We start from the raw sequence: 15172 nt of genomic DNA on the forward strand, positions 1-15172 counted from the left end.
GTGGGGTTCGCACCGAACCCCACCGCCCGTCGGCGTGTGCTCGTGACCGCGTCGTCAGAACTTCGGCGTCGGGGCCTGCGCCTCCACCATCTCCGCCGCCTCCTCCTCGGTCTGCACCGACGGCGGGGAGCCCGCCAGCGGCTTCTGGGCCGTCTCCTTCATGCAGGCCACGGCCACCACACCGATCAGGGCCGCCGCCATCGAGTAGTAGGCGGGCATCATCTCGGAGCCGGTCACACTGATCAGCGCGGTGATCACCAGCGGCGTGGTCCCGCCGAACAGCGACGCCGAGAGGTTGTAGCCGACCGACAGGGACCCGTACCGCACGTTGGTCGGGAACATCGCCGGGAGCGCCGCCGACATCGTGCCCAGCAGGCAGACCAGCGACAGGCCGAGCATCAGCATGCCGCCCGAGACCGCGAGCAGACTGCCCTCCCGCACCAGCACGAAGGCGGGTGCGGACAGCACGAAGAACCCGATCATGCCGGTCATCAGGACGGGCTTGCGCCCGAAGTGGTCGGACAGCCGGCCGACCTGGTTGATGATCAGCATCAGCAGCACCATCGTCGCCACCAGGATCATCAGACCGTGGCTCTCGCTGTAGTCCAGCTCGTCCGACAGGTAGGTCGGCATGTACGACAGCAGCATGTAGTCGGTGATGTTGTACGCGCCGACCAGCGCGATGCACAGCACCAGCGCCCGCCAGTGGGTGCGGAAGATCTTGGCGAGGTCGCCCCGGGCAGTGGTCTCCACGGCCGTCGCGGCCTCCGAGACGTGGACGTTGGAGTCCTCCAGCTTCAGGTACGCGGGCGTGTCGTCGAGCCGCAGCCGCAGGTAGATACCGATCAGACCGAGCGGAAGCGCGGCGAGGAACGGGACGCGCCAGCCCCAGGAGTCCATGCCGTCGCTGCCCAGAATCGCGGTCAGGGCCGTGACGAGACTGGCGGCGGCGGTGTACCCGGCCAGCGTCCCCAGCTCCAGGAAGCTGCCGAAGAAGCCACGCCGCTTGTCCGGCGCGTACTCGGCGATGAAGGTGGACGCGCCGCCGTACTCGCCGCCGGTGGAGAAGCCCTGGAGCAGGCGGAACAGGATCAGCAGCAGCGGCGACCAGAAGCCGATGGAGTCGTAGCTGGGGATGAACCCGATGGCGGCCGTGCCGATCGCCATGAGGATCATCGTCAGCGCCAGCACCTTCTTGCGGCCGATCTTGTCGCCCATCGGGCCGAAGACCATGCCGCCGATCGGCCGCACCAGGAACGCCACGGCGAACGTGGCGAACGAGGAGAGCAGCTGCGCGGTGTCGCTCCCGGAGGGGAAGAACACCCGGCCGATCGTGCCCGCCAGATAGGCGTAGATGCCGAAGTCGAACCACTCCATGGCGTTGCCGAGAGAGGCCGCCTTGACGGCTCGCTTGACCGCGGCCTCGTCCGTGACGGTGATGTCCGACCGGCGCAGCCGGGGGTTCTGCCGGCGCTTGATCGCCCGGAAGAGGGCGGGGTGGCGGCGCACCGCCGCGGCGTCGGTCTCCGGTCCGTTCTCGGTGGGGGACGTGGCGGCCTCCCTTTCCACGCGCAGACACTCCGGTCGGAGCGCTGCTCGGTCGTACGTCTCTCAGGTCGTACCCGTTCCCCCGATCATGCTGGGTATGGTCGTGACTTCGGTCATGTGACTGGGCCGATGAGGTGAGCGGCCGGTGAGTACGCTTCGCACATGCGTATCTCCGTCTCCTCCGACATGGACGAACCCGTGGCCAGGCTCCTCGTCGAGGAACTGCGCGCACGCGGCCACGAGGTGCGCGCGTACGGCGCGCTCAGCCCCGGGGCGGACCCGCGGTGGGCCGCCTGTTCGGAGCGGGCGGCGCGCGAGGTCGCCGACGGACGGGCCGACCAGGCCGTCGTGTGCTGCTGGACCGGCACCGGCGCGTCCATCGCCGCCAACAAGGTGCCGGGCGTCCGCGCGGCCCTGTGCGCCGACGCGTACACCGCCGACGGGGCCCGCCGCTGGAACGACGCCAACGTGCTCGCCCTGAGCCTCCGGCTGACGTCCGGGCCGCTGCTGAGCGAGATCCTCGACGCCTGGTTCGCGGGCGGCCCGAGCGAGGACGCCGAGGACCGGGACAACGTCGCACACGTGGAGCGGCTCGACGAGGACCGCCGAGCCGCTCGGTGAGCCCCGCGGGGCGGGTCAGGAGGTCAGGACCTTCTCCAGCGTCCCGAGGGCGCCCGTCAGCTCCTCGGCCGTCACGGTCAGCGGCGGGGCCAGGCGGATCGTGGAGCCGTGGGTGTCCTTGACCAGGATGCCCTCGCGCATCAGCCGCTCACTGATCTCGCGTCCGCTGCCCAGCGACGGGTCCACGTCGACGCCCGCCCACAGGCCCCGCGCCCGGAAGCCGACGACGCCCCTGCCGACCAGGGCGGCCAGCCCCTCGCGCAGTACCGTGCCCAGCTCGGCCGCCCGGCGCTGGAACTCGCCGGTCTCCAGCAGCTCCACCACCGCCGTGCCCACCGCGGCGGCCAGCGGGTTGCCGCCGAACGTCGAACCGTGCTCGCCCGGGTGCAGCACCCCCAGAACGTCACGCCGGCCGACCACCGCCGACACGGGGACGATGCCGCCGCCCAGCGCCTTGCCGAGCAGCACCACGTCCGGCACGACCGCCTCGTGCTCGACGGCCAGGGTGTGCCCCGTGCGGCCCAGGCCGGACTGGATCTCGTCCGCGACGAACAGACAGCCCTTGCGGCTGGTCAGCTCCCGCACCCCGGCCAGGTAGCCGTCGTCCGGGATCAGCACGCCCGCCTCGCCCTGGATCGGCTCGATCAGGACGGCCGCCGTCGTCTCGTCGACCGCCGCCTCCATCGCCGCGAGGTCGTTGTACGGCACGATCCGGAAGCCCGGAGCGAAGGGGCCGAAGCCGGAGCGGGCCGTCTCGTCGGTGGAGAAGCTGACGATCGTCGTCGTACGGCCGTGGAAGTTGTCCGCCGCGACCACGATCGTCGCCCGGTCGGCCGGGACGCCCTTGACGTCGTAGGCCCACTTGCGGGCCACCTTGATGCCGCTCTCCACCGCCTCCGCGCCGGTGTTCATGGGCAGCACCATGTCCGTGCCGGTCAGTGCGGCCAGCCGCTCGGCGAAGCCCGCGAGCCGGTCGTTGTGGAAGGCGCGCGAGGTGAGCGTGAGCCGGTCCAGCTGCCGGTGGGCGGCCTCGACCAGTGCCGGGTGGCGGTGGCCGAAGTTGAGCGCCGAGTAGCCGGCCAGCATGTCCAGGTAGCGGCGGCCCTCGACGTCCTCGACCCAGGCACCCGCCGCGCGGGCCACCACGACGGGCAGCGGGTGGTAGTTGTGCGCGAGGACGGGCTCCTCGGCGCGGATCAGTTCCTCGGAGCCGCGGGCGGTGCGGGCGGGTGCGGTCATGAGCGGGTCTCCCGGATCTCCTGGGTGCAGCACTTGATGCCGCCACCGGCCTTGTGGAACTCGGACAGGTCGACGGGGACCGGCACGTAGCCGAGACCGTCGAGTCGCTCGGCCAGCCCCCCGGCCTCCGGAGCAATGAACACGTGCCGTCCGTCGGACACCGAGTTCAGCCCGAACGCCAGCGCGTCCTCGCGGGTGGCGACCACCGCGTCCGGGTAGAGCCGCTCCAGCACCTCGCGGCTGCCCGGCGAGAAGGCGCCGGGGTAGTAGGCGATGTTCCCGCCGCCCGCGTCCGACCCCTCCTCCAGCACGAACAGCGCCGTGTCCAGGTGGTAGAAGTACGGGTCCACGAGGGTCAGCGAGATCACCGGCACGCCGAAGAACTCCTGCACCTCGCGGTGCGCCGCAGGGCTGGTGCGGAAGCCCGTGCCGGCCAGGATCCAGCGGCCGGCCGGAACCAGGTCGCCCTCGCCCTCGCAGACCGACTCGGGATGATGGACCTCGAAGCCCTCCGTCTTGAACCACGCCTCGAAGGGCACGGACTCCGGACGGCGCTCGGGGGCGTGGAAGAGGGAGCCGAAGACCCGGCCCTCGACCACGACCGCGCAGTTCGCGGCGAAGACCATGTCGGGCAGGCCGGGGACCGGCGCGACCGTGTCCACGGTGTGGCCGTGGGCACGGTAGGTGTCGACCAGCGCCTGCCACTGGTCGAGGGCGCGGATGACGTCGACCGGTCGGCCGGTGCTCATCCACGGGTTGATCGCGTACTGCACGGCGAAGTGTCTGGGTTCGCAGACCACGAAGCGCCGCCGGCGCGGCACACGGGACTCGGTCACAGAGGGGTACCTCCGCTTTTCACGGTGTGTGACGGGGTGTTGACACCACGGTAAGAAGTGGCGACCGCGCCCGACAAGCGACGAAAGCTGCGTGTTCCCGCAGGATCGCTGCGTTGTTCCCGTGGTCAGCGCACGTCCGCTGCGTCCTTTGGGGCGAGCAGGGCCGCCCCTGCCTCCGGACTGTCCGGGATCAGGTGGGACAGCACCATCACGCTGATCGTCTTCCGGATGAACGGCTCCGCACGAATCCGCTCCAGCACCTCCTCGAAGTGCTCCACGTCCCGCGCCCGCACGTGCAGCAGCGCGTCCGCGCCGCCGGTCACCGTCATCGCCGCGGTGATCTCCGGGTAGCCCCGCACCACCTCCGCGAGCCGCCGCGGCGGCGCGGCCCCCTCGCAGTACACCTCCACGTACGCCTCCGTGCGCCACCCCAGCGCGGAGGGCCGCACCGTCGCCGTGAAACCGGTGATCACATCGGTCTCGCGCAGCCGGTCCACCCGGCGCTTGACCGCCGTCGAGGACAGTCCGATCTCCGCGCCGATCTCGGCGAAGGACGTCCTGGCGTTCTCCATCAGGGCGGTGACGATCTTCCGGTCGAGTTCGTCGAACGAAACGGGCCTGCTGCTCATGCGGGCACTGTATCCAGCGGATACGGCCACGCCGGGCCCGTGTGCAGGCGTACGGATTGCTCCTACACTCCAGCCTCATGCTGCGCGCCCTGGCTGTCGACGACGAACGCCCCACGCTCGAGGAACTCGTGTACCTGCTGAACGCCGATCCCCGCATCGGCGCGGCGGAGGGCGCGAGCGACGCGACCGAGGCGCTGCGCCGCATCAACCGCGCGCTGGAGTCGGGCCCCGACGGCCCTGACGCCATCGACGTGGTCTTCCTCGACATCCAGATGCCGGGCCTCGACGGACTGGACCTCGCCCGGCTCCTGACCGGGTTCGCGCGGCCTCCGCTCGTGGTGTTCGTGACCGCGCACGAGGACTTCGCCGTCCAGGCCTTCGACCTGGACGCCGTCGACTACGTCCTCAAACCGGTGCGCCGGGAGCGGCTGGCCGAGGCCGTGCGCCGCGCCGCCGAGCAACGCGGCGCGACCCTGCCCTCGCCGCGGATACCCGTGCACGAACCCGACCCCGACCACATCACCGTGGAGCTCGGCGGCGTCGCCCGCTTCGTCCCCGTGGACGACATCACCCACGTCGAGGCCCAGGGCGACTACGCGCGCCTGCACACCGACAAGGGCAGCCACCTCGTCCGCATCCCCCTGACCACTCTGGAGGAACGCTGGCGGGCGCGCGGCTTCGTCCGCATCCACCGCCGCCACCTCGTCGCCCTGCGCCACATCGGCGAGCTCCGCCTGGACGCCGGCTCCGTCAGCGTCCTGGTCGGCACCGAGGAACTCCAGGTCAGTCGGCGCCACGCCCGGGAGCTGCGGGACCTGCTCATGCGGAGGCCGTGAGCCATGCCCCAGGACCCCGCCGAACGGCGCGTCACCGTCACCGGCCCGCCCAGGCGCGCCCGCCGGACCTCCGGCTACTACCGCCCGCGCACCGAGATCGACGAGCAGACCACCCTCGGTCACACCTATGTCCGTTCCCTCATGCGCAGCCAACTGCGCGCCGGCCTCACCGCCCTCGCGGTCCTCGGCCTCCTCGTCGGACCGCTGCCCCTGCTCTTCGCGGCGCTGCCCGACGCCCGCGGCCTGGAGTGGGCCGTCCTCGGCTTCGGCCTGTACGCCCCCCTGGTCCTCCTCGCCCGCTGGTACGTGCGCCGCGCCGAGCGCAACGAACGCGACTTCGTGCGGCTCGTCGAGGACCGATGAACTCCAGCTACGCGATACCCGCCGTCGCCCTCGTCGTCGTGGCCACCGTCCTCGTCGGCGCCTTCGGCCTGCGCATCTCCCGCACCACCTCCGACTTCTACGTCGCCTCCCGCACCGTCGGCCCCCGCCTCAACGCCGCCGCCATCAGCGGCGAGTACCTCTCCGCCGCGTCCTTCCTCGGCATCGCGGGACTGGTCCTCGTCCAGGGCCCCGACATGCTCTGGTACCCGGTCGGCTACACCGCCGGCTACCTGGTCCTGCTCCTGTTCGTCGCCGCCCCGCTGCGCCGCTCGGGCGCCTACACGCTGCCCGACTTCGCCGAGGCCCGGCTCGCCTCCCAGGGGGTGCGGCGGCTCGCGGGGGCCTTCGTCGTCGGGGTCGGCTGGCTGTATCTGCTGCCCCAGCTCCAGGGCGCCGGGCTGACGCTGACCGTGCTCAGCGGGGCGCCCGACTGGCTGGGCGGGGTGATCGTCGCCGTCGTCGTCACCGCCATCGTCGCGGCCGGCGGCATGCGCAGCATCACCTTCGTCCAGGCCTTCCAGTTCTGGCTCAAACTCACCGCCCTGCTCGTCCCCGCCCTCTTCCTGGTGCTGGCCTGGCAGGCCGACGGCGCCCCCGGCCGCCCCTTCGACGAACCCGCCACCTTCCGCGAGCAGCGCTCCGTACGGGTCGACGACAGCCTCACCCTCAAGCTGGAGGAGCCGCTCACCGTCACCGTCGACGGCACCGTGGACGGCCGCGCCCACGAAGGCGACCGCGTAGCCCTGCCCGCGGGCGCCCACCGCATCGAGGCCGGCGCCCGCCTCACCTTCGCCGCGCACACCCCCGTCCCGGCCGCCGGACGCGGCGCCGACGACGCCCTGTCCCCCTCCCGGGCCGAGAGCCGCACGGAACGCCCGCTGTACGCCACCTACGGCCTCATCCTCGCCACCTTCCTGGGCACCATGGGCCTGCCGCACGTCGTGGTCCGCTTCTACACCAGCCCGACCGGCGTCGCCGCCCGACGCACCACCGTCGCCGTGCTCGGCCTCATCGGCGCCTTCTACCTGCTGCCGCCCCTCTACGGCGCCCTCGGCCGCCTCTACGCACCCGAGCTGACCCTCACCGGGGACGCCGACGCCGCTGTCCTGCTGCTGCCGGACCGGGTGATCGGGGGAGTGGGCGGCGACCTGCTGGGCGCGCTGGTGGCGGGCGGCGCCTTCGCCGCGTTCCTGTCCACCGCGTCGGGGCTCACCATGGCCGTCGCGGGCGTCCTCACCCAGGACGTGCTGCCCTCCCGCGCCGTGCCGCACTTCCGGCTGGGCACCCTGCTCGCCATGGCCGTGCCGCTGGCGGCGAGCGCGCTGGTCGGCGGGCTGCCGGTCGCCGACGCCGTCGGCCTCGCCTTCGCCGTGTCGGCGTCCTCGTTCTGCCCGCTGCTCGTCCTCGGCATCTGGTGGCGACGGCTGACCCCGCCGGGCGCGGCCGCCGGGATGCTGGTGGGCGGCGGTTCCGCACTGCTCGCCGTCGCCGCCACCATGGGCGGCTTCCCGGGCGGCGGGGGGTCCCTGCACGCGCTGCTGGCCTGGCCCGCCCTGTGGTCGGTGCCGCTGGGCTTCCTCACCATGGTGCTGGTGTCCCTCGCCACCCCGGGCCGGGTACCGGCCGGGACGGCGGCGATCCTGGCCCGCTTCCACCTGCCGGAGGAGCTGCACACGGAGGAACTGCGCACGGAGGAGCTGCGCGAGGTGCGCGAGGAGCCGGCGCGGTGAGCGGCTCCGTGGGCGGCTTCCTGGCGGGTCTCGCCGTGGCCCTGCTCCCGCTGCTGGCCGCCGGGTTCTGGCTGGGGCGGCGCACGGCCCGCCCGCAGAACCTCGGCGGCCTGGGCACCCCGGTCGAGCACGCCACCTTCCAGACCCTGCACACCGCGTCCCTGGCCACGCCCCCGCTGCGGGCGGGCCTGACCGAGGAGACCGCCGGGAAGTCGGCCCGCAAGCTGCGCTCCCTGCTGGGCACGGACGCGCTGTGTCTGACCGACCTCGAAGAGGTCCTGGTCTGGGACGGCGTGGGCACCCACCACCGCACCGAGATCATGGAACGCCTCGCGGGGCCGCTGAGCACCGGCCGCGGCGAGGCCTTCCGGCTCTCCTGCGACACCCCGGACTGCACGGTCCGCTGGGCCGTCGTCGCCCCGCTCACCGTCGACGACCGGGTACACGGCGCCCTCGTCGCCTGCGCGCCCCGCGAGTCCGCCGTCCTGGTCCGCGCCGCCGGGGAGGTGGCCCGCTGGGTCTCCGTCCAGCTTGAGCTGGCCGACCTCGACCAGTCCCGCACCCGGCTCATCGAGGCCGAGATCAAGGCACTGCGCGCCCAGATCTCCCCGCACTTCATCTTCAACTCGCTCGCGGTCATCGCGTCCTTCGTACGCACCGACCCCGAGCGCGCCCGCGAGCTGCTCCTGGAGTTCGCCGACTTCACCCGCTACTCGTTCCGCAGGCACGGCGACTTCACCACCCTCGCCGACGAGCTGCACGCCATCGATCACTACCTGGCGCTCGTGCGGGCCCGCTTCGGCGACCGGCTCGCCGTCACCCTCCAGGTCGCCCCGGAGGTGCTGCCGGTCGCGCTGCCCTTCCTCTGCCTCCAGCCACTGGTGGAGAACGCCGTCAAGCACGGCCTGGAGGGCAAGGCGGACCGGTGCCGCATCCAGATCACCGCCCAGGACGCGGGCGCCGAGGCCCTGGTCGTCATCGAGGACGACGGCGCCGGAATGGACCCCGACCTGCTGCGCCGCATCCTCGCGCGCGAGGTCAGCCCGTCGGGCGGCATCGGACTGTCCAACGTCGACGACCGCCTCCGCCAAGTCTACGGAGACGACCACGGCCTCGTCATCGAGACGGCCGTCGGCGCGGGCATGAAGATCACGGTCCGGCTGCCGAAGTACCAGCCGGGCGTGCACTCGGCGGGCCGGCTCGGTCGCGACTGAGCCGGCCCGCCGGGTGACGGGGGCGCCCCGCGCGGGGGCTCAGGCGCTGCGCGTGGCCACCAGCCCCAGGGTGATCAGGCCGAGCACGACCCAGCCGAACCACAGCCAGCCGTTGCTCCCGAGCGCCACCGTGTACCCCGTCACCGCGACGAGGCCGCCGATGGTGAGCGCCCCCATCGTCTTCGTCGAACTGTCCGTGGAACCGGGCATCGCAACACCCTCCTCGTGTCCGTTGCCCTCCATGGTGCCCCGTTCAGCCGCCGCGTGTGTTCAGTGAGGCCAGGTAGGCGTTGTACGCCGCCAGCTCCTTGTCGCCGTCGCGGTCGGCGGCCCGGTCGCTGCGCCGGGCCTGACGCTCCTCCGAGGCGTACCACTGGAAGAGCAGCGCGAGCAGCACCAGCACGGACGGGACCTCGCTGAAGGCCCAGGCAATGCCGCCGGCCGCGTTCTGGTCGGAGAGCGCGTCGATGCCGAGCGAGGCGGGCGGGTTCTTGAACGTCTCGACCATCGGGGAGGAGGCCATCATCAGCGCGATGCCGAAGAACGCGTGGAACGGCATGCCCGCGAACAGCTCCAGCATCCGCATCAGGTACCCCGGCCGGTGCGGGCCCGGGTCCACGCCCATGATCGGCCAGAAGAACACCACACCCACGGCGAGGAAGTGCACCATCATCCCGATGTGCCCGGCCTGCGAGCCCATCAGGGTGTCGAAGAGCGGGGTGAAGTACAGGGCGTACAGGCTCGCGATGAACAGCGGGATGGTGAACGCCGGGTGCGTGATGATCCGCATGTAGCGGCTGTGCAGCAGCATCAGCAGCAGCTCACGGGGCCCCTTGCGGCCGCGGCCCGCCGGGGGCAGGGCGCGCAGGGCCAGCGTGATCGGGGCGCCGAGCAGCAGCAGGATCGGCGACACCATGCTGATCACCATGTGCTGCACCATGTGCACGCTGAACATGACCATGCCGTAGTCGTTCAGCTTGGTGCACATCATCAGCGCGACGCTCAGCACACCGGCCACGAAGGCCACGGTCCGGCCGACCGGCCACTTGTCACCGCGCCGCACCAGACGCGCGACGCCCCAGCCGTACAGCGCCAGTCCCAGCAGGCAGGCGATCAGGAAGAAGGGATCCGCCGACCAGGCGAGCCCCCGCCCCAGCGTGAACGGCGGCAGATCCATCGTCATGCCGTGCCCGCTGTGATCCATCCGCCCGCTCCTGTTTCGTGGGGGTTGAGCGCGGTTGAACGCCGCTTGTCCGAAGCAAGCGTAGAACCGCCCCCGGCAGCATTTTTCACCGGGGGCGGTACAGCGTCCCGTCAGGGGCGCGCAGAACTGCGCGAGCAACCACGGACTACCCGCGGACGGAGTACAGCCGCAACCTCAAAGAACACATTCCGCTTCCGCGTACCGCGCATCCGGCACCGTCTTCAACGACTCCACCGCGTCGGCCAGCGACACCATCTCGATGTCCGTCCCGCGCAGGGCCGTCATCTTCCCGAACTCCCCACGGTGCACCGCCTCCACCGCGTGCCACCCGAACCGCGTCGCCAGCACCCGGTCGTACGCCGTAGGCGTCCCCCCGCGCTGGACGTGCCCGAGTATCACCGGCCGGGCCTCCTTGCCGAGCCGTTCCTCCAGCTCGATGGAGAGCTGGCGGGCGATCCCGGCGAAGCGCTCGTGGCCGTAGACGTCCTTGCCGCCCTCGTCGAAGTCCATGCTCCCGGCCTTCGGCTTGGCACCCTCCGCCGCCACCACGATCGCGAACCGCTTGCCCGCGGAGAAACGCTCGCCGACCTTCGCGGTCAGCTCGTCGATGTCGAAGGGCCGCTCCGGGACGACGACAGCGTGCGCGCCCGCCGCCATGCCCGAGTGCAGGGCGATCCAGCCGGTGTGCCGGCCCATGACCTCGACGATCAGCACCCGCTGGTGCGACTCGGCGGTGGTCTTCAGGCGGTCCAGGGCCTCGGTGGCGACGGTGACCGCCGTGTCGAAGCCGAACGTGACATCGGTGACCGCTATGTCGTTGTCGATGGTCTTCGGCACGCCCACGATCGGCAGGCCGTTGTCGGACAGCAGCCGGGCCGCCTTCAGCGTGCCCTCGCCGCCGATCGGGATGATCGCGTCGAGCCCGAGTTCCTCGACGTGTCCCCTGGCCCGCTCGACGCCGTCCCGCAGGTGCTCGGGACGGACCCGGGAGGAGCCGAGGATGGTGCCGCCGCGGGCCAGGATGCCGCCGACCGCGTCGAGGTCGAGCTTGAGGTAGTCGCACTCCAGGAGGCCCTTCCAGCCGTCCCGGAAACCGATGACCTCGTCGCCGTGGTCGACGACGGCACGGTGCACGACGGACCGGATGACGGCGTTCAGGCCGGGGCAGTCGCCGCCGGACGTGAGGACACCAATGCGCATAGCCCGAAATACCTTCTCAACGTGGCACGGGTCCGGACCGCGCTGTCCGGCTCGATCCCCGTCACCCTAGCGGCATCGGGCGGTGGGACCGAACCGTGCGTCCGCCTACTGGACGTGCCCGCTCACCTGTGCGGATGACGCATCAGACGGGCCACCGGGACGAGCGTCACGCAGGCTGCCGCGCGGCTGTACCTACGCAGGCTGCCGCGCGGCTGTACCTACGCAGGCTGCTGCGCAGCCGCGATGCGCTCGTTGCGGAGCGCCTCGTACCAGCGGTCGTCGGTCGGCGGCAGCGCGTTCACGTCGAGGGCCAGCTTGAGCAGCAGGTCCGCGATCAGCGGGTTGCGGGCCAGCACGGGGCCGTGCATGTAGGTGCCGAAGACCGTGTCGTTGTACGCGCCCTCCGTGCCGTCCCCCGTGCCGTTGCCGTTGCCGAAGCGGACCTGGGCGAGCGGACGGGCGCCCGGCCCGACGTGGGTGACGCCCTGGTGGTTCTCGAAGCCGGTCAGCGGGGGCAGGCCGAGGCGCGGGTCGATGTCGCCGAGGACGTCGCCGACGCACCGCGCGCCCTCGCCGCGGGTGGAGACCACGTCGAGCAGGCCGAGGCCCGGCTCGCGCTGGCCGAGGTCGTTGATGAACTCGTGGCCCAGGATCTGGTAGCCGGCGCAGACCGAGAAGACGATCGCGCCGTTCTCCACCGCCCGGTACAGGCCGCCGTCGCGGCGCAGCCGCTCGGCCGCGAGCCGCTGCGGCCGGTCCTCGCCGCCGCCGACGAGGTAGATGTCGCCGGAGGTCGGGATCGGCTGGTCGCTGCGCACGTCGAGCCGGGCCACGTCGAGGCCGCGCTGGCGGGCCCGGCGCTCCACGACGAGGGCGTTGCCCTGGTCGCCGTACGTGCTGAGCAGGTCCGGGTAGATCCAGACGATCCGCAGTTGGTTGTCGCTCACGAAAATCCCCTGAAGTCTCGCGGTCAGTTGCCGACGCGGCGGCGCAGGTCCTGGAAGGCGGTGTAGTTGGCGATGACCTCGATGCGTCCCGGCGGGCACAGCTGCACCGCCTGGTCGAGGTCCTCGCACACCTGGAACTGCTGGTTCGCGACCTCCAGGCGCACCGCGAGGTCCAGCTTCCGGTCGCCGACCACGCAGATCGGGTGTCCGGACAGCCGGGTGTAGTCCACGTCCCACAGCCAGGAGGTGTCGGTGCCGTCGGCGCCGCGCGCGTTCACCGAGAGGATCACCGGGGCCGGCGGCGGGTCGATCAGGGAGAACGTCTCCAGCCAGCCCGCCGGGTTCTTGGCGAGCAGCAGCCGCAGGTCGCGGCCCTGGAACTGGACGACGTCGTAGCGCCCGGCGACCGCCTGCACCTGGTACATGCGCTCCAGCGCGACCTGCGGCGGCACCCCGAAGACGGCGGCGACGGCGGCCGAGGAGGCGGCGTTGGCCTTGTTGGCGCGGCCCGGCAGCTGGAGGTGGATGGGCCAGGCGGAACCGTGCGGGTCGAGCACGTGGTCGCCGGACAGGGCCCAGCTCGGCGTCGGACGCCGGAAGCCGCACTCGCCGCAGAACCAGTCGTCGCCGGGGCGCTGCATCACGCCGCCGCAGGACGGGCAGGACCAGGCGTCGTCCTTCCACATCTGCCCGGCGGCGACCCAGATCACGTTGGGGGAGGAGGACGCGGCCCACACCACGAGCGGGTCGTCGGCGTTGGCGACGACCACGGCCTTCGAGCCGGCCAGGCCCTCGCGCCAGTTCTCGGCGAGCATCCGGGTCTCGGCGGCGCGGTCCAGCTGGTCGCGGGAGAGGTTGAGCAGCGCGATGCACTTCGGTTCGGTGGCCTGGGCGACGCCGACGAGGTACTTCTCGTCGACCTCGATGACCCCGTAGCGGGCGTCCGCGCCGCCCGCCAGCGCCGAGGTGATGCCGGCCGGCATGTTGGCGCCGAGCGCGTTGGAGACGACCGGGCCGGCCGCCTTGAGCGCCTCGGCGATGAGCCGGGTGGTGGTGGTCTTGCCGTTGGTCGCCGAGACGAGGGTCACGTCCAGGTGCCCGGCGAGCCGGTGCAGGAGGTCGGGGTCGAGTTTCAGCGCGACCCGGCCGCCGATCACCGAACCGCTGCCGCGCCCCGCGGCGCGCGATGCCGCCGCGACCGCCTTGCCCGCGGTCACGGCGATCTTGGCCCGCGGCGTGAGCGGGTCCGAGTTGCCTGCCATCAGTTCTCGATCCTCCTTGCCGTACGCGCCGCGCCTGAAGCCTGTGAAGCCTGACGGCCACGTGGTGTGGACCTCAGCCTATCGAGATCCATTCGCACTCCCGAATCGCGGCACCGGCCACCGGTTCCGGCGGTGGGCGCGTGCCGCCGGGGGACACAGGGACCTTACTCTGACCGCCATGCGACAAGGCTCCATCCCGGGCGCCCGCGGGCGCGTCCGTCCCCTCGGCCTCCTCGGCGACCCCGTCCTGCACGCTCCCTGCGCGGAGGTGACGGACTTCGGTCCGGAACTCGCGGCGCTCGTGGAGGACTTGTTCGCGACCATGTACGCCGCCCACGGCGTGGGCCTGGCCGCGAACCAGATCGGCGAGGCGCTGCGCGTCTTCGTGTACGACTGCCCGGACGACGAGGACGAGCGGCACCTCGGGCACGTGGTGAACCCCCGGCTGGTGGAGACCGGCGGGGTGGTGGTGCGGGGTCCGGAGGGCTGCCTGTCGCTGCCCGGTCTGGAGGCGGGGACCGAGCGGTACGACGAGGCGGTCGTGACGGGTTTCACGGTGACCGGTGAGCCGGTCACCGTGCGCGGGACGGGGTTCTTCGCCCGGTGCCTCCAGCACGAGTGCGACCACCTGGAGGGGCGGGTCTACGCCGATCGCCTGACCGGACGGCGGCACCGGAAGCTGATGCGCCGGGTGGCCCGGGCGTCCTGGCACCGCTGAGCGCCCTCACCGGCGACGGGCCGGGGTCGCGCAGCGGCCGGGGTCAGAATCCGGGACCGCCCGCCTTGTCGCCGGCCTCGGCGAGGCGGCCCCACAGCAGGTCGGCCAGGGTGCGCACCAACTCCTCCCGGGGGCAGGGGCGTTCACCCAGCCACCAGTCCCCGGCGGCGTGCATCATGCCGACGATGCCGTGCCCCCAGACCCGGGCCAGCTGCTGGGTGCCCGGCCCGACGTCGAGGCGCTCCTCGATGACCTGGGCCAGCTCCTCGCCCATGCGGCGCAGCAGCGGCGCCGAGTGCTTGCCGACGTCGAAGCCCTGCTCGGACTGGTCGCCCGGGGTGCCGGGGCTCTCCGCCGGATGCATCAGGAACCGGTACACCTGCGGGCGGGCCTCGATGGCCGCCAGATAGGTGTCCAGGGTGGCCTCGACGCGCTGCCGACGCTGGGCCGGGGCGTCCAGGGCGGCCCGCAGCGAGGCGAGGAGGGCGTCCGTGTGGCGGACGGCGAGGGCGGCGTAGAGTCCGCCCTTGTCGCCGAAGTGGCGGTACAGGATCGGCTTGGTGATGCCCGCCTCGGCGGCGATGGCGTTCATCGAGGCGTGTGGGCCGTCGCGCAGCACCACCCGGTCGGCGGCCTCGAGCAGCTCGCGCCGTCTGCGGTCGGCGGATGTCTGCTGATCGGCCCGCTGCGTGGTGTTCATGTGCTCTCCCCACCCGTGCTGTTTCGGTGACGCCTGCGCAAACTAACACTCAGGGGACGAGGGCCCTCGAACGGGAGGGCGAGGGGAGCCCGGGAGTTGACTTT

General features: G+C 72.2%; 16 protein-coding genes. 6 read left to right on the forward strand and 10 right to left on the reverse strand.

Annotation, left to right across the window (positions count from 1 at the left end):
• Positions 1-54: 54 nt before the first annotated feature.
• Entirely contained in the window at positions 55-1569 is a 1515-nt protein-coding gene (locus ACFYZ3_RS23430) for an MFS transporter (protein WP_388520971.1), read from the reverse strand.
• A 141-nt stretch (positions 1570-1710) separates the two neighbouring features.
• Here ACFYZ3_RS23430 and ACFYZ3_RS23435 point away from each other — a divergent pair, with 141 nt between their 5' ends.
• Entirely contained in the window at positions 1711-2169 is a 459-nt protein-coding gene (locus ACFYZ3_RS23435) for an RpiB/LacA/LacB family sugar-phosphate isomerase (protein ID WP_388520973.1), read from the forward strand.
• A gap of 15 nt (positions 2170-2184) precedes the next feature.
• Here the strand turns inward: ACFYZ3_RS23435 and rocD are convergent, their stop codons facing one another.
• The 3 genes from rocD to ACFYZ3_RS23450 form a co-directional block, all read right to left on the reverse strand.
• A complete protein-coding gene (rocD, locus tag ACFYZ3_RS23440) occupies positions 2185-3408 on the reverse strand; it encodes an ornithine--oxo-acid transaminase (protein WP_388520975.1) in 1224 nt (407 codons plus the stop codon).
• Positions 3405-4244, reverse strand: a complete 840-nt coding sequence (gene ddaH, locus ACFYZ3_RS23445; protein ID WP_388520977.1) for a dimethylargininase — start codon at positions 4242-4244, stop codon at positions 3405-3407. The genes rocD and ddaH overlap by 4 nt, the downstream gene beginning before the upstream one ends.
• 125 nt (positions 4245-4369) lie before the next feature.
• Entirely contained in the window at positions 4370-4873 is a 504-nt protein-coding gene (locus ACFYZ3_RS23450) for an Lrp/AsnC family transcriptional regulator (protein ID WP_388520980.1), read from the reverse strand.
• Positions 4874-4950: 77 nt separating this feature from the next.
• On the opposite strand from ACFYZ3_RS23450, the gene ACFYZ3_RS23455 reads away from it, so the two are divergent.
• From ACFYZ3_RS23455 to ACFYZ3_RS23470, 4 genes are read left to right on the forward strand one after another with little or no spacing between them, the layout of a single operon-like run.
• Complete coding sequence (locus ACFYZ3_RS23455; RefSeq protein ID WP_388520983.1) at positions 4951-5709, forward strand: LytR/AlgR family response regulator transcription factor; 759 nt, start codon at positions 4951-4953, stop codon at positions 5707-5709.
• A gap of 3 nt (positions 5710-5712) precedes the next feature.
• Positions 5713-6072, forward strand: a complete 360-nt coding sequence (locus ACFYZ3_RS23460; protein WP_385962536.1) for a hypothetical protein — start codon at positions 5713-5715, stop codon at positions 6070-6072.
• Positions 6069-7823 (forward strand): cation acetate symporter, encoded by a 1755-nt coding sequence (locus ACFYZ3_RS23465; RefSeq protein ID WP_388520986.1) that lies wholly within the window; start codon positions 6069-6071, stop codon positions 7821-7823. The genes ACFYZ3_RS23460 and ACFYZ3_RS23465 overlap by 4 nt, the downstream gene beginning before the upstream one ends.
• Positions 7824-7831: 8 nt before the next feature.
• The gene (locus ACFYZ3_RS23470; protein ID WP_356864139.1) at positions 7832-9037 is read left to right on the forward strand and encodes a histidine kinase; all 1206 of its coding nucleotides are present in this window, start codon (positions 7832-7834) and stop codon (positions 9035-9037) included.
• A 39-nt stretch (positions 9038-9076) separates the two neighbouring features.
• Here the strand turns inward: ACFYZ3_RS23470 and ACFYZ3_RS23475 are convergent, their stop codons facing one another.
• The 5 genes from ACFYZ3_RS23475 to ACFYZ3_RS23495 form a co-directional block, all read right to left on the reverse strand.
• A complete protein-coding gene (locus ACFYZ3_RS23475) occupies positions 9077-9247 on the reverse strand; it encodes a hypothetical protein (protein WP_361005720.1) in 171 nt (56 codons plus the stop codon).
• 43 nt (positions 9248-9290) lie between these two features.
• Complete coding sequence (locus ACFYZ3_RS23480) at positions 9291-10241, reverse strand: cytochrome c oxidase assembly protein (RefSeq protein ID WP_388520989.1); 951 nt, start codon at positions 10239-10241, stop codon at positions 9291-9293.
• A gap of 174 nt (positions 10242-10415) precedes the next feature.
• Entirely contained in the window at positions 10416-11441 is a 1026-nt protein-coding gene (locus ACFYZ3_RS23485) for a 6-phosphofructokinase (RefSeq protein ID WP_361005714.1), read from the reverse strand.
• A 218-nt stretch (positions 11442-11659) separates the two neighbouring features.
• Positions 11660-12388 (reverse strand): type 1 glutamine amidotransferase, encoded by a 729-nt coding sequence (locus ACFYZ3_RS23490; RefSeq protein ID WP_115740908.1) that lies wholly within the window; start codon positions 12386-12388, stop codon positions 11660-11662.
• 23 nt (positions 12389-12411) lie between these two features.
• Positions 12412-13650, reverse strand: coding sequence for a MurT ligase domain-containing protein (locus tag ACFYZ3_RS23495; RefSeq protein ID WP_087810636.1), 1239 nt, complete (start codon positions 13648-13650; stop codon positions 12412-12414).
• A gap of 178 nt (positions 13651-13828) precedes the next feature.
• Here ACFYZ3_RS23495 and def point away from each other — a divergent pair, with 178 nt between their 5' ends.
• On the forward strand, positions 13829-14368 hold the full coding sequence (gene def / locus ACFYZ3_RS23500; RefSeq protein ID WP_388520994.1) for a peptide deformylase: 540 nt from the start codon (positions 13829-13831) through the stop codon (positions 14366-14368).
• Between the two features lie 43 nt (positions 14369-14411).
• Here def and ACFYZ3_RS23505 read toward each other — a convergent pair whose 3' ends face one another.
• Positions 14412-15068 carry a TetR family transcriptional regulator gene (locus tag ACFYZ3_RS23505; RefSeq protein WP_388520997.1) on the reverse strand — a complete coding sequence of 219 codons (657 nt, stop codon included), beginning with the start codon at positions 15066-15068 and terminating at the stop codon, positions 14412-14414.
• Between the last annotated feature and the right edge of the window lie 104 nt (positions 15069-15172).

The sequence above is a fragment of the Streptomyces sp. NPDC001599 genome (assembly GCF_042893535.1).
Taxonomy (GTDB): domain Bacteria; phylum Actinomycetota; class Actinomycetes; order Streptomycetales; family Streptomycetaceae; genus Streptomyces.